Genomic DNA, 13,232 nt, shown 5'->3' with positions numbered 1-13,232 from the left:
GGCGCTACCGTGTCCGTGCTCACAGCTCCGTCACCGTCCCGTCCTCGACGCGCCAGTGACGGTCGAGACGCACGGTGTCGAGCATGCGGCGGTCGTGCGTCACGAGGAGGAGGGTGCCGTCGTAGGAGTCCAGCGCCTGCTCGAGCTGTTCGATCGCCGCGAGGTCGAGGTGGTTCGTGGGCTCGTCGAGCACGAGCACGTTGACGCCGCGCGCCTGCAGGAGCGCGAGTCCCGCACGCGTGCGCTCCCCCGGCGACAGCTCGTCGACCGGGCGGGAGACGTGGTCGGCCTTGAGTCCGAACTTCGCGAGCAGCGTGCGCACCTCGGCCTGCGGCCAGTCCGGCAGGATCGCCTCGACGGCGTCGGCGAGCGGGCGTTCGCCGGTGAGCTGGGCGCGCGCCTGATCGATCTCGCCGATCGCGACGCTCGATCCGAGCGAGGCCGCGCCGTCGTCCGGCGCCTGACGCCCGAGCAGTCCGCGCAGGAGCGTCGACTTGCCCGCCCCGTTCGGACCGGTGATGCCGATGCGGTCGCCGCCGTTCACCTGCACAGACACGGGGCCGAGCACGAACTCGCTCGTCCCCGGGTCACCCTGCCGGAACACGGCGCCGCTCAGGGTGGAGACGACGGCACTGGAACGCGGCGCCTCACCGATCGTGAACTCGAGCTTCCACTCCTTGCGTGGCTCGTCCACCTCGTCGAGGCGCGCGATCCGACTCTCCATCTGGCGCACCTTCTGCGCCTGCTTCTCGCTCGACTCGACCGACGCCTTGCGCCGGATCTTGTCGTTGTCCGGGGCCTTCTTCATCGCGTTGCGCACGCCCTGGCTCGACCACTCGCGCTGCGTGCGGGCGCGGCCCACGAGGTCTGCCTTCTTGTCCGCGAACTCGTCGTACGCCTCGCGCGCGTGCCGGCGGGCGGTCTCGCGCTCCTCGAGGTACGCGTCGTAGCCGCCCCCGAAGACGCGGTTGGACGACTGCGCGAGGTCGAGCTCGAGCACCGTCGTGACGCAGCGCGTGAGGAACTCGCGGTCGTGGCTCACGAGCACGACGCCGCCGCGCTGCTCGCGCACGAAGCGCTCGAGGCGGTCCAAGCCGTCGAGGTCGAGGTCGTTCGTCGGCTCGTCGAGGAGGACCACGTCGAAGCGGCTGAGGAGCAGCGCCGCGAGACCGACCCGCGCCGCCTGGCCGCCGCTCAGGGACGTCATCGCGCTGTCGGGACCGACGGCGCCGCCACTAGCCAGGCCGAGGTCGTCGAGCACGACGGGCAGACGCTCGTCGAGGTCCGCCGCGCCGCTCGCGAGCCAGCGGTCGAGCGCCGCGGAGTACGCGTCGTTCGGGTCCACTCCGGCGGGCGCCGCGTCCGGATCGGCGAGGTACGCCGCCGTCGCGTCCATGTCGGCCGTCGCTTGCGTGCAGCCGGTCCGGCGACCGACGTACTGCACGACGGTCTCGCCGGGCACGCGTTCGTGCTCCTGCGGCAGCCAGCCGACGAACGCGTCACCCGGGTTGAGGGTGATCGAACCGGCCTGCGGCTCGTCGACCCCGGCGAGCAGGCGCAGCAACGTGGACTTGCCCGCACCGTTCGCTCCCACGACGCCGACGACATCGCCCGGGGCGACGGTGAGGTCGAGTCCGTCGAACAGCGTGCGGTGGCCGTACCCGCCGGCGAGGCCCTTGGCCACGAGAGAAGCGCTCATCCGTCCATTCTCTCGCGGCGGCGAGTGCGGTCCGATCAGTGCGCGGGTGGATGCTCGCTCGGTGCGGCCGCCTCGCGCGCATCAGCAGATCGCTGCTCCTTCTCGCGGGCGTCGCGGATTCCTCCCGCGACCGCCGCTCGGACGACGCAGTAGAGGGTGTAGAACCCGACGGCGGCGAAGACGACAGTCAGAGCGAGACTCGAGAGCGGATCCATCACTCCAGGCTGTCAACTCGAGACCGGCACCGCAAGACACGTGCCGGCCACGTCCGTCCACGCACCGCCCGGCACGGTCAGCGACGTGTCGCCGGGTCCCTCCAACCCTCGACGCGCTCCGCCCACCGCTCCAGTTCGGCGAGCATCTCGCGCAGACGCTCGGGCTCGGAATCGGCTCGGTTGTCGCGCTCCGTGGGGTCGTCCCTGAGGTTGTACAGGGCGAGCGGCTCGGCGACGGGCACCCCCATGCTCTCGCACGCGTCGCGGACGATCTTCCAGTCGCCGCATCGCCCGGACAGCTGACCCTCGTACTCCCAGAACACCCAACGGTCCTCGGCGGCGGAACCGGCAGCGAGCGCGTCGAGGAGCGAGACCCCGTCGTGGTCGGGCGGCGAGGAGCCGGGGCCCCGCGCCGGACCCGCGCCGGCACCGTCGACGATGTCGAGCAGGGTAGGGACGAGGTCCATCATCACGCCGACGGAGCTGTTCACCGATCCGGACGGCAGACCGGCCGGCCACGACATGATCCCCGGCACGCGCACCCCTCCCTCGAAGAGCGACCCCTTGTACCCCCGCAGCCCGCCGGCCGATCCTCCCGCGTAGGCGATCTCCTCTCCGCCGAGCCAGTTGCGGTCCTCGATCGACGGCCCGTTGTCCGACGACACGAACACCACGGTGTTCTCCCGGAGGCCCAACCGTTCCAGCGTGGCGACGATGTGCGCGACCCCGTCGTCCATGGCCTTGATCATCGCCGCCATCATCTGCCGGTCTCGCGGCAGATGCGCGAACTGGAGCATGTACTCCTCCGGCGCGTGCAGCGGGTAGTGAGGGGCATTGAACGGGACGAAGCAGAGGAAGGGCGCACCGGCATTCCTCTCGACGAACGCGGCCGCCTCGCGCGCGATCAGAGTCGTAAGGTACTCGCCGTTGCGCCACACCTCCTCCTCGCCCTCCCAGAGATCGTGCACGGGATCGTTCTCGCCCCAGTAGAAGATGTGCGAGTAGTAGTCCACGCACCCAGCGAGGAACCCGAAGTGCTCGTCGAAGCCGAACCTCTGCGGGCTCGACGAGGGGTCGACGCCGAGGTGCCATTTCCCGAACACGCCCGTCGCGTATCCGCGATCGCGCAGCTCGTCCGCGAGCGAACGCTGCGGAGGCAGTCCCACCGTCCGCCGGGCACCGCCGAGGATGGATTCCACGCCGGCGTGCGCCGGATAGCGACCGGTGAGGAGCGACGCGCGTGACGGCGAGCAGACCGGGGAATTCGAGTACCAGTTGTCGAGGCGCACTCCTGTTCGAGCCAGCTCGTCGATCGCGGGGGTGTCGAGGTCGTCGGCTCCGAAGCTTCCGAGGTCGCCCCAGCCGAGGTCGTCGGCGTAGATGATCACGATGTTCGGTCGGGCGCGGTCGCCGTCCGTCGGTTCCTGCATCGAGGTCACTCCTTCACGCTGCCCGCAGCCATGCCGGCGACGAGTCTCTTCTGGATGGTGGTGAAGAGGACGATCGTCGGCACGGCGGCCACGACGGATGCGGCCATGACGACCCCCCAGTCGGTCGCGTACTCGCCGAAGAAGCCCGACAGTCCCACCTGTACTGTCTTCTTCGTCTCGTCCGTCATGAGTACACCGGCGAAGAGGAACTCCTCCCAGCTGGCGATGAACGACGTGACCGTGACCGTGACGATCCCCGGCCAGGCGATGGGCATGATGACCCGGAAGATGACGGAGACAGTGGAGCAGCCGTCGATCCGGGCAGCCTCGTCGAGCCCGTGAGGGATGGTGTTGAAGTAGCCCATCATCAGGTAGATCGCGAGCGGCAGGGTCATCGCGACATACACGACCGTCAGACCGACATAGGAGTTGAGCAGGCCGAGCTGCGAGAACACGAGATAGATCGGCGTGATGAGGACGACGAAGGGGAGGAGCTGGGTGGCGACGACAGCAAGCAGCACGGGCCCGCGGAATCGGAACCGGAACCGCGAGAGGGCGTAGGCCGCCACGCTCGCGATGACGACCGTGATGGCCGTGCTGACGAGCGCCACGACGAGGCTGTTCACGATGTAGAGCCCGAAGTTCGAACCCGCGAAGAGTCGGCGGTAGGAGTCGAAGCCGAGCCCGTCGAAGACGGTGCCCCACTCGAGCGCCCCCGTCAGGGCCCGCTCCGGCCGCAGCGACGTGAAGATCATCCAGAACACCGGGAACACGATAAGGGCGAGCACGATGAAGAGCGGCACGAGCAGGAGCAGATCGGACGGCCGTCTCGTTCCCGCGTCCCTTCTCTTCCTCATCCTGCCGGTGGACGCCGCGCGGGTTCGAGGGGCACCGGGAAGCGCGTCGACAGTCTGCGCGGTCATCGTTCGTCCTTCCCGACGGTGTTCGACGCTCGCAGATAGACCACGGCGAAGACGGCCATGACCGCCGTCATGACGATGCCGATCGCCGCGCCGCCGCCCAGGTCGTTACCGATGAAGGCGGTCGAGTAGAGCTGTGTCGCGAGCACCTGCGTGTACGTCCCCGGCCCCCCGCCCGTGGCGAGCCAGACGTAGACGAAGTTGTTGAAGGTCGCGATCACGGTCATGAGGATGACGACCGTGATGACCGGGCGGAGATTCGGGAGGGTCACGTTGAGGAACTGCTGCCAGCGTCCCGCCGAATCGAGCTGGGCGGCCTCGTACTGCTCCTTCGGGATGGACTGGAGACCGGCCATGAGGACGATCACCACGAAGGGCAGCTCTCGCCACACGATGATGGCGTCGACCGCGAACCAGACGGTGCTCGTCTGCGCGAGGAACGGCACGCCCTGGTCGAGGAGCCCGAGCGACACGAGGGTCTGATTGATGACCCCGGTGTTGCCGTCGAGCATCCAGCGCCAGGCGGCGACGGCGACGACCGGCGGCACCATCCACGGCACGAGGACGAGCGTGCGGGCGAGTCCGCGCACTCGCCAACGTTCCAGGATGGCGCTCTGGAGGACGACGGCGAGCGCGAGCCCGAACACGAGCCGCACGACGACCGTCACGCCCGTGAGCCAGAACGCCGTATTGAAGGCGGCCGACCCCGTCGCCGGATTCGTGAAGAGGGCGACGAAGTTGTCCCCTCCCGCCCAGGTCGCGTCTCCCGGTGATTGGTACGGCGTGAGCTCTTGGAACGCGAGCACCGTGTTGTACACGGCGGGGAAGAGGAAGAGCGCCGCCATCACGAGGAGCGCGGGGAACATGAGCAGGTATGGCTCGCGTCGAGCGGCACGCCGGCCGCCGTTGCGCTCCGACCGCCTCCCCCGTCGCGGATCGACCGACCGAGCCGGGGCGCTGTCCGTCACCATGTCGAGTTCGACCGTCATCGGCTCATCCTCCGATGCCGGACTCGATGCCCGCGAGGATCGCCTCGGCCGCCGTCTGGCTGTCCGACTGGCCGGAGTAGACGGCCGAGAACTGCTGGACGACGAGTTGCTGGATGGTGGCGAGCGGCATGTCCGACCCGATGTACTTGCCGAAGGCGACGGAGTGCGGGAGCTGCTCGGTGTAGCCGACCTCCGACTCGGGGACATCGATATCGGTGAGGGTCGCCTTCGACGCGGGGTACTGCTGGTACGTCTCGAACGTGGTCGCGCTCGTCAGGTACTTCACGACCTCCCACGCCTCCTCGGGGTGCTCCGTGTTGCGGTTGATGCCCAACGCCCGACCGCCGAGGTGCGTCGATCCGTCGGTGAGGCCGCCGGGCATCGGAGCCGTCATGAGCTCGGCGTCGCTCGCGGATTCGATGGCGCGGAACGACTGCGGGGGTTCGTAGGACATGGCGCAGGACCCGTCGGAGAGGGCCCCGGCGATCTGCGGGTCGGCGTAGTCGGCGATGGCGATGTTGGAGGTCGACGACGCACCGGAGGAGAACATCTCGGAGAAGTAGTCGATCGTCGACGCGAGGTCGGAGCTCGAGACGCCGGTGGTCCACTCGTCGCCGTCCTGCTCGACGAGGTTCCAGCCGTGATCCCACAGGTAGTAGTTGATGGGGAACCACTGCGCCGACGTCGGCGCGCTCGAGGCCGCGAAGCAGAAGCCCTGCACCACGCCGTCGCTGTCGTCGGAGATCGTCTGGGCCGCGTCGGCCAAGTCCTCCCACGTGCTCGGGGTCTCGTCGATCCCGTACTCGTCGAGCACCGCCGGGTTGTACACGAGAGCCATCGTGTCCGCCGTCCACGGGATACCCCACGTGGTGTCGTCGATCGTCGTCATGTCGGTGGCGAGGAAATCGTCGTACGCCTGGTCGAGGGGGTCGGAGGCCATCAGATCGTCGAGGGGGAGGAGGATGTTCGGGTTGGCCAGCAGGGCGACGTTCGCGTATCCCATCTGCTGGATGTCGGGGCCGGAGCCCGAGTTCGCCTCGCGTGCGAATTGCTGGGGGTTGTCCGGGCTGAGCGTCTCGAGCGTCACCTGGATGTCGGGGTTGTCGGCATTCCACGTGTCGATGGCCGTCTGGAGCCCTTCGACCTGGTTGGCCGGGTCGAACTGTCGGAACACGAGCTCGACCGTTCCACCCTCCGAGCCACCGGACGAGGCCGAGCACCCGCCGAGTGACACGACGATCCCGACCGCTACCGCGGTGGCGATGACAGATTTCTTCATCCGAACTTCTCCTTTGACGTCTGGACGTGCCCGGGCGTTCTTCGATCGCCCACGGCCTTGTTTACACTATGCAAATAAGTGGCGTCAAGGGATCGGAGACGACGCACCGGCCGGATATCGCCGGCGGTCCGTCACCCGGTGGAGGCCTCCTGTGGCGGGACGGTCGGTGCGCGCAGGGCGGTGAGATAGCCGATGGGGTCGCGGTAGTACGCATCGAGGCAGAGCGCCGCGGACGCCGGGGTGGGCGTGCTGTCGCCGAACCCGGCGATGCGCACCGGGAGGTCCAGATCGCCCCCGTGGTCGCTGCGAACAGAGAGTCCCGAGCGGAACGCCTCGAGGAACCCCGGACGCCGCGTCTGTGGTCCCGCGAGCAGCAGGAGTGAGGGATTCTCGAAGTCGATGAGCAGGCCGACGGCCTCGCCGAGGAGGCGCGCCCGCTCGTCGAGGAGCCCGAGCACCCCGTCGTCATCACTCGCGACCAGGTCGTCCATCGTCACGCCCGCGCCCGCGAGGCCGAGGGCGACCGCGTCGTCGCGGACCGCACGGTCGGTTACGAGCCATTGGGCACAGTGCCGTCGTCCGCACGAGCAGGTGCGCGTCGACTCGCCGGAGACCGGAAGGTGGTCGATCGACCCGGCGGCCCCGCGCGGACCGCGGCGGATGATGCCGGCGTCGACGGACGCCGCGCCGAGGACGTCGCCGACGTAGATCTGGAGGAAGTCCCCGACGTCGCGCGCGGAACCGAACATCATCTCGCTCAGGGCCATCCCGCGCACCATGTGGTCGAACAGCACCGGCAGGTGGAGCCGCTCCGCGATCATCGTGACGAGCGGCACGTCCGACCATCCGAGGGGCGTGTACCGCACCACGACTCCGGACTCCGTGTCGACCCAGCCTCCGATACTCGCCCCCACCCCGATCACCTCGGCGTCCGGAGCATGCTCCGCGAGCATCTCGCGGGCGACCTGGCACACGTCGTCGACGAGGCCGGCCGGCTCCGTGGTGACATGCAACCGCTTCCGCTCCTGCAGGATGCGCCCGCGCACGTCCACTAGGCCGATACGCGTGAGCGTCACGCCCACATGGATCGACACGACGACGCGATCTTCCGCGCGCACGTCGATCGGAATCATCGGTCGACCGAAGGACCGGATCGGCTCCCCTTCGACGACGATGCCCATGTCGATGAGCTTGGCCGTGGCACGCGTGACCGTGGCGCGCGTCAGGCCCGTGCGCTCAGCGACCTCGGTCCGCGCGATCGGGCCGTCGCGCAGGAGCGAGCGCACGACCGTCGCCGCATTCACGCGGCCGATGTCGCCGACACTCCCTACGACGGCACTCTCCGCGAACATGCGTCGTGTCTAGCACACTCCGAGAATCAGACCAGGTGCTCGACGGCGCACGCGTCGCTACGCTCGATCCATGGAACGACGCGACGACGCTTCCCCGACCCCCTCCCCCACCGACACGATCCGCACCGTGTGGGTGAGCGGCTCCTCCGGGCGGCTCGGTCGCGAGGTCGTCCGCCAGCTCCGCGACGGCGGGTTCTCCGTGCTAGAGGCCGACATCGTCGGCGAGAACGCCGTCGACCTGCTCGAACCCGCGGCGGTCGCGGCCTCGATGGTGGGCGCCGACGCGATCATCCACTGCGCCGCCATCCCGAGCCCCGGCGGGATCGACCCGGCCGAGCTCGTGCACATCAATTCGCTCACGTGCTTCAACGCGCTCGAACAGGCGTGGCTCGCGGGCGTCGGTATGGCCGTGCTCGCGTCGAGCGGATCCATCTACGGCACCGCGTGGGCGGGCGAGTGGGCCCCGGAACCGGTGCGGTACGACGCCGTGCCCGTGGACGAGAACACACCGCTCGTCTACGTGGACCCGTACGCGCTCACGAAGGACGTCACCGAGGCCGCCGGCCGCATGTTCCACCGGCGCGGCATGACGGTGACGGCGCTCCGCTTCCACTGGATCGCCACGGCGGAGCAGGCCCGCGCCATGGCCGACGGCGAGGGCGGCGACGCCCGTACGAACGATCTGTGGGGGTACGTGGACCTGCGCGACGCCGCTCGCGCGAGCATCCTCTCCCTCGCTCCGACCCCCGAGCATCGCGGCTACGAGGCGCTCGTCATCGCCGCCGCCGACACCGCCTCGCACACCACGACCGCCGAGCTGCTCGACCGCCACCTTCCCGCTGCGGAGCGCCGCCGCGAGGTCGCCGGCACGGCCGGACTGTTCGACTGCTCGCGCGCGGCCGCGACCATCGACTGGCGTCCGGAGAACGGTTGGCGATCCGAGTGAGGCGCATCCGCCGCCGCGCGGTAGCGTGACGGAGTGAGTCACGCCCCCACACCCGCCGACGCCGATCGCGCGAGCGCCGCAATCGGCCCCGCCGCCGATCCGGACGCCGCAGCCCTCGACGCATCCGACCCCCTCGCGCCCCTCCGCGACCGCTTCGTGCAGGGCGGCGACGTGGTGGCGTACCTCGACGGCAACTCGCTCGGGCGTCCGCTCACCCGCACCGCCGAACGCCTACCGTCGTTCGTGCGCGAGCAGTGGGGCGAGGGGCTCATCCGCTCGTGGGACGAGGAGTGGATGGAGCTGCCGTTCACGCTCGGCGATGCGCTAGGAGCGGCGGCCCTGGGCGCGGCCCCCGGGCAGACGATCGTGGCGGACTCCACCACCGTGCTCCTCTACAAGCTCATGCGCGCCGCCCTCACCGCGCGACCCGATCGCCGGCGCATCGTGCTCGACGACGACAACTTCCCCACCGACCGCTTCCTGCTCGAGGGCATCGCACGCGAGGACGGGCTCGAGCTCGACGTCATCACCGTGGACCGCACGCGCGGTGTCTCGGCGGAGCAGCTCGCGGCCGTGCTGTCCGACGACACCGCGCTCGTCGTGCTCAGCCACGTCGCCTACCGCAGCGGCCACCTCGCCGACATGCGCGAGCTCACGCGACTCGCCCAGGAATCCGGCGCCCTCGTGCTCTGGGACCTCTGCCACTCCGCCGGCGTCGTGCCCACGGAGCTCGACGCGTGGGGCGTCGACCTCGCGGTGGGCTGCTCGTACAAGTACCTCAACGGCGGACCGGGCGCCCCGGCCTTCGCCTACGTTCGCCACGAGCTGCAGGGCACGATCGAGCAGCCGATCCAGGGCTGGATGGGGGCGGCCGACGTGTTCGCGATGGCGGAGACGTACCGGCCGGCGGACGGGATGCGCCGTTTCCTCAGCGGCACCCCTCCCGTGCTCGGCATGCAGCCGATCGTCGACATGGTGGAGCTCGTCGCCGAGGCGGGCATCGACGCGATCCGTGCGAAGTCCGTCGCCCTCACGGAGTACACGATCCGACTCGTCGACGAGGTGCTCGCGCCCCTCGGCGTCGCCGTCGCCTCCCCACGCGACTCCGACGAACGCGGCAGCCACGTCACCGTCACGCACCCGCGGTTCCGCGAGGTCACCGCCGCGCTCTGGAAGCGTGGCGTGATCCCCGACTTCCGCTCCCCCGACGGCCTGCGCATCGGGCTCTCGCCCCTGTCGACGTCGTTCGCCGAGGTGCGTCTCGGGATCGACGCGATCCGCGATGAGCTCGATCTCGCATCCCGCCGCGACGACGCGGCGACGGTCGGCTAGCGCCCGTGCCCACGACCCGTCGCCGACCGGCGATCTTCCGCCCCGTCCGTCCCGCTCAACTCATCGCGCTCGCATTCGCCGTCGTGCTCGCGATCGGCACCGCGCTCCTGTCGCTCCCGATCGCCGTGCATGGCCGCTCGGCGACGTTCATCGAGGCCCTCTTCACCGCCACGAGCGCCCTGTGCGTGACCGGCCACATCATCGTCGACACGCCGAACTTCTGGTCGCCCTTCGGTCAGGTCGTCATCCTCGTGCTCATCCAGATCGGCGGGTTCGGCGTCATGTCGCTCGCGACGCTGCTCGGCCTGCTCGTCGCGCGGCGGCTGGGGCTGCGCACACGTTTGACCGCGGTGAGCGAGACCCACACCGTCGCCGTCGGCGACGTGCGTCGGGTGCTCAAGGGCGTCGCCCTCATCACGCTCACGACGCAGGGAATCGTCGCCCTCATCCTCGCCGGGCGGTGGATGATCGGCTACGACAAGGGGCTCGGCGAGGCGCTCTGGCTCGGCGTCTTCCACGCCGTGTCCTCCTTCAACAACGCGGGCTTCGCCCTCTTCAGCGACAACCTCATGGGCTTCGTCGCCGATCCCTGGATCTGCCTGCCCATCTGCGCCGCCATCATCCTCGGCGGTCTCGGCTTCCCCGTCATCATGGAGCTGAGGAAGCGGATCCGCATCCCGCGGTCGTGGACGCTCAACACCGTCACGGTGATCGTCGGTTCGCTCGTGCTGCTGATCGTCGGCTCCGTCGTGCTCACGATCCTCGAGTGGTCGAACCCGGCGACGCTCGGCGCCCTCGACCCGCCGGGCCGGTTGTTGGCCGGATTCACGTCGGCGGTCATGCCCCGGACGGCCGGGTTCAACTCCATCGACATCTCGCAGATGCATCCGGCGAGCTGGGTCGTCACCGACATCCTCATGTTCATCGGCGGCGGGCCGGCGGGCACCGCCGGTGGGCTCAAGATCACGACCTTCGCCGTGCTGTTCTTCATCATCGTCGCGGAGCTGCGGGGCGACGTGGCCGTCAACATGTTCGGCAAGCGCCTGCCCCGCTCGACTCACCGCGAGGCCCTCACCGTCGCGCTGCTGTCCGTCGCCCTCGTCGTCGCGTCGACGCTCGCGATCATGCTCATGACGGGCCTCGACCTCGACCGCGTGCTCTTCGAGGTGATCTCGGCGTTCGCGACGGTGGGCCTCTCCACGGGCATCACCGCGAGCCTGCCGCCGGCGGCGCAGGGGATCCTCATCGCGCTCATGTTCATCGGTCGCCTCGGGCCCGTCGCCCTCGGTTCCGCTCTCGCCCTGTCCACCCAGAAACGTCAGTACGAACTCCCGAAGGAGCGTCCGATCATTGGATAATTTCTCCCTGCTCAGAGGCCGTCGCAAGCAGGACGGCAGCGCCACCTCCGTCGCCGTGATCGGCCTCGGCCGCTTCGGCGGGTCCCTCGCATCGGAGCTCGCCCGCTCCGGCACCGAGGTGCTCGGCGTCGATGCCGACGAGGACACCGTCCAGGGCCTCAACGGCGTGCTCACCCACGTGGTTCGAGCCGACTCGACGCGCCAGGCCGCCCTCGACCAGCTCGGCGTCGCGGACTTCGATCGCGTCGTCGTGGGTATCGGCTCGGACATCCAGGCGAGCATCCTCACGTGCTCGCTGCTCAAGCGCATGGGCGTGCGGTCGATCTGGGCGAAGGCGATCAGCGAGCAGCACGGGCTCATCCTCGAGCAGCTCGGCATCGACCACGTGATCTACCCCGAGGCCGACATGGGGCGGCGGGTCGCCCACCTCGTGCGCGGCTCGATGCTCGACTACGTGGAGTTCGACGAGGACCTCGTGGTGGCGAAGACCGTGGCACCCCGCGAGATCGTGGGGAAGTCGCTCGAGGAATCGGCCGTGCGTCGCAAGCACGGCATCACGATCGTGAAGATCAAGGGCGCCGACGGTCGCTGGCACTCCGCGGGGGCCACGTCGGTGGTCGCAGAGGGCGACACCCTCATCGTCATCGGCCCGGTCGAGCGCACGGAACGCTTCGCCGCCCTCCTCTGACCGCTCCCTCCGCCTCTCTCTCCCGTCCGCCTCTCACTCCCGTCCGCCTCTCACTCCCGTCCGCCTCGCCCCTCCCTCCGCCGGCAGCCCCCCTCGCCACCGTCTCCTCCTCCGCCGCGAAGTGCGGACTCTTGTCCCCTTGTCCGCCGAAGTGCGGACTTTCGTCCCCTCACTCACGGATCGAGGGACGAAAGTCCGCACTTCGCGGAAGGGTTGGGAGGCGAAGGAGCGCGGTCGGGACGGGCCGGTCAGGAGAGGGTGCTGAGGATGACGAGGTCGCCGTCGACGAAGCGGACGGCGTCGAGGTCGGGCACGACGACGTCGGGACGGCTGCCGTCGCTCCAGGGTTCGAGCGCCCCCGCGCCGATTCCGACGACCCAGCCGACACCGGCGGCGCGGCCCGCGGCGATTCCCGCCGGGGCGTCCTCGAACACGACGCACTCGGCCACCGGAACACCCGCGTGCTCGGCGCCGCGCAGATACGGCTGCGGGTCGGGCTTGCCGCGGTCCACGTCCTCGGCCGTGACGAGGCGCTCGGGCAACGTGATGCCGGCCGAGTTCAGCCGCGCGAGCGCCAGCTCCCGCGGCCCGGACGTCACCGCCACCCACCGCCCCACGGGCAGCGAATCCGTGAGCGCGACGGCCCCGGGGATCGCGCCGGTTCCGTCCACCGTCTCCATCTCGCTCCGCAGGAGATCCTCGAAAGCCCGCTCGACCACATCGGGCGCGACGAGCTCGGCGATCGTATCCATCGCACGACGCCCGTGTTGCATGTCGCGCTCCATGTCGAAGTCCGGCTTGTAGGTCGTCGCCCACGTCTTCCATGCGGCCTCCGCCGAGGCGAGAGAGTCGACGAGCACGCCGTCGCAGTCGAAGAGCAGGGCGGACGGGCGGCACAGGACACGATGGGACATCCCCTCATCCTGTCGCATCGGCGGTCAGAGGAGGTTCGGGTTGTGGGCGCGCGAGCCGTCGCTATGGATGCGCTGACAGTCGCCTGGCAACGCAACCAAGCGGAGGGACA

General features: G+C 69.7%; 12 protein-coding genes. 4 read left to right on the top strand and 8 right to left on the bottom strand.

The window, feature by feature from the left end:
• Positions 1 to 19 precede the first annotated feature (19 nt).
• The 7 genes from ELQ94_RS14780 to ELQ94_RS14750 all read right to left on the bottom strand — a co-directional run bounded on the left by ELQ94_RS14780 (position 20) and on the right by ELQ94_RS14750 (position 7,884).
• A complete protein-coding gene (locus tag ELQ94_RS14780) occupies positions 20 to 1,699 on the bottom strand; it encodes an ABC-F family ATP-binding cassette domain-containing protein (RefSeq protein WP_127051118.1) in 1,680 nt (559 codons plus the stop codon).
• Between the two features lie 35 nt (positions 1,700 to 1,734).
• Positions 1,735 to 1,914, bottom strand: coding sequence for a hypothetical protein (locus tag ELQ94_RS14775; protein ID WP_127051117.1), 180 nt, complete (start codon positions 1,912 to 1,914; stop codon positions 1,735 to 1,737).
• 77 nt (positions 1,915 to 1,991) lie between these two features.
• A complete protein-coding gene (locus ELQ94_RS14770; RefSeq protein ID WP_127051209.1) occupies positions 1,992 to 3,344 on the bottom strand; it encodes a sulfatase family protein in 1,353 nt (450 codons plus the stop codon).
• A 5-nt stretch (positions 3,345 to 3,349) separates the two neighbouring features.
• Complete coding sequence (locus ELQ94_RS14765) at positions 3,350 to 4,267, bottom strand: carbohydrate ABC transporter permease (RefSeq protein WP_127051116.1); 918 nt, start codon at positions 4,265 to 4,267, stop codon at positions 3,350 to 3,352.
• Complete coding sequence (locus tag ELQ94_RS14760; protein WP_208007746.1) at positions 4,264 to 5,253, bottom strand: carbohydrate ABC transporter permease; 990 nt, start codon at positions 5,251 to 5,253, stop codon at positions 4,264 to 4,266. Before ELQ94_RS14760 ends, ELQ94_RS14765 begins: the two co-directional genes overlap by 4 nt.
• A 4-nt stretch (positions 5,254 to 5,257) precedes the next feature.
• Complete coding sequence (locus tag ELQ94_RS14755; RefSeq protein WP_127051115.1) at positions 5,258 to 6,532, bottom strand: ABC transporter substrate-binding protein; 1,275 nt, start codon at positions 6,530 to 6,532, stop codon at positions 5,258 to 5,260.
• A gap of 131 nt (positions 6,533 to 6,663) precedes the next feature.
• Positions 6,664 to 7,884, bottom strand: coding sequence for an ROK family transcriptional regulator (locus ELQ94_RS14750; protein WP_127051114.1), 1,221 nt, complete (start codon positions 7,882 to 7,884; stop codon positions 6,664 to 6,666).
• A 70-nt stretch (positions 7,885 to 7,954) separates the two neighbouring features.
• Here ELQ94_RS14750 and ELQ94_RS14745 point away from each other — a divergent pair, with 70 nt between their 5' ends.
• The 4 genes from ELQ94_RS14745 (at position 7,955) to ELQ94_RS14730 (ending at position 12,208) form a co-directional block, all read left to right on the top strand.
• Positions 7,955 to 8,830, top strand: a complete 876-nt coding sequence (locus ELQ94_RS14745) for an NAD-dependent epimerase/dehydratase family protein (RefSeq protein ID WP_127051113.1) — start codon at positions 7,955 to 7,957, stop codon at positions 8,828 to 8,830.
• Between the two features lie 81 nt (positions 8,831 to 8,911).
• The gene (gene kynU / locus ELQ94_RS14740; protein WP_127051207.1) at positions 8,912 to 10,162 is read left to right on the top strand and encodes a kynureninase; all 1,251 of its coding nucleotides are present in this window, start codon (positions 8,912 to 8,914) and stop codon (positions 10,160 to 10,162) included.
• A 5-nt stretch (positions 10,163 to 10,167) separates the two neighbouring features.
• On the top strand, positions 10,168 to 11,520 hold the full coding sequence (locus ELQ94_RS14735; protein WP_127051112.1) for a TrkH family potassium uptake protein: 1,353 nt from the start codon (positions 10,168 to 10,170) through the stop codon (positions 11,518 to 11,520).
• Positions 11,513 to 12,208, top strand: a complete 696-nt coding sequence (locus ELQ94_RS14730) for a potassium channel family protein (protein WP_243697051.1) — start codon at positions 11,513 to 11,515, stop codon at positions 12,206 to 12,208. Before ELQ94_RS14735 ends, ELQ94_RS14730 begins: the two co-directional genes overlap by 8 nt.
• A 248-nt stretch (positions 12,209 to 12,456) precedes the next feature.
• Here the strand turns inward: ELQ94_RS14730 and ELQ94_RS14725 are convergent, their stop codons facing one another.
• Positions 12,457 to 13,122: an HAD-IA family hydrolase gene (locus tag ELQ94_RS14725; RefSeq protein WP_127051111.1), complete on the bottom strand. Its 666-nt coding sequence runs from the start codon at positions 13,120 to 13,122 to the stop codon at positions 12,457 to 12,459.
• Positions 13,123 to 13,232: the final 110 nt, after the last annotated feature.

The organism is Labedella endophytica, from assembly GCF_003990045.1.
GTDB classification, from domain to species: Bacteria; Actinomycetota; Actinomycetes; order Actinomycetales; family Microbacteriaceae; genus Labedella; species Labedella endophytica.
Note: the sequence above shows the minus strand (reverse complement) of the source record. Positions and strands in the feature narration are given on the sequence as shown.

Bases quoted from the DNA above. Each gene is read 5' to 3' on its own strand.
- ELQ94_RS14725 (WP_127051111.1), bottom strand. From the start codon at position 13,122: ATGTCCCATCGTGTCCTGTGCCGCCCGTCCGCCCTGCTCTTCGACTGC.
- ELQ94_RS14750 (WP_127051114.1), bottom strand. From the start codon at position 7,884: ATGTTCGCGGAGAGTGCCGTCGTAGGGAGTGTCGGCGACATCGGCCGC.
- ELQ94_RS14755 (WP_127051115.1), bottom strand. From the start codon at position 6,532: ATGAAGAAATCTGTCATCGCCACCGCGGTAGCGGTCGGGATCGTCGTG.
- ELQ94_RS14765 (WP_127051116.1), bottom strand. From the start codon at position 4,267: ATGACCGCGCAGACTGTCGACGCGCTTCCCGGTGCCCCTCGAACCCGC.
- ELQ94_RS14775 (WP_127051117.1), bottom strand. From the start codon at position 1,914: ATGGATCCGCTCTCGAGTCTCGCTCTGACTGTCGTCTTCGCCGCCGTC.
- ELQ94_RS14780 (WP_127051118.1), bottom strand. From the start codon at position 1,699: ATGAGCGCTTCTCTCGTGGCCAAGGGCCTCGCCGGCGGGTACGGCCAC.
- ELQ94_RS14760 (WP_208007746.1), bottom strand. From the start codon at position 5,253: ATGACGGTCGAACTCGACATGGTGACGGACAGCGCCCCGGCTCGGTCG.
- ELQ94_RS14745 (WP_127051113.1), top strand. From the start codon at position 7,955: ATGGAACGACGCGACGACGCTTCCCCGACCCCCTCCCCCACCGACACG.
- ELQ94_RS14770 (WP_127051209.1), bottom strand. From the start codon at position 3,344: ATGCAGGAACCGACGGACGGCGACCGCGCCCGACCGAACATCGTGATC.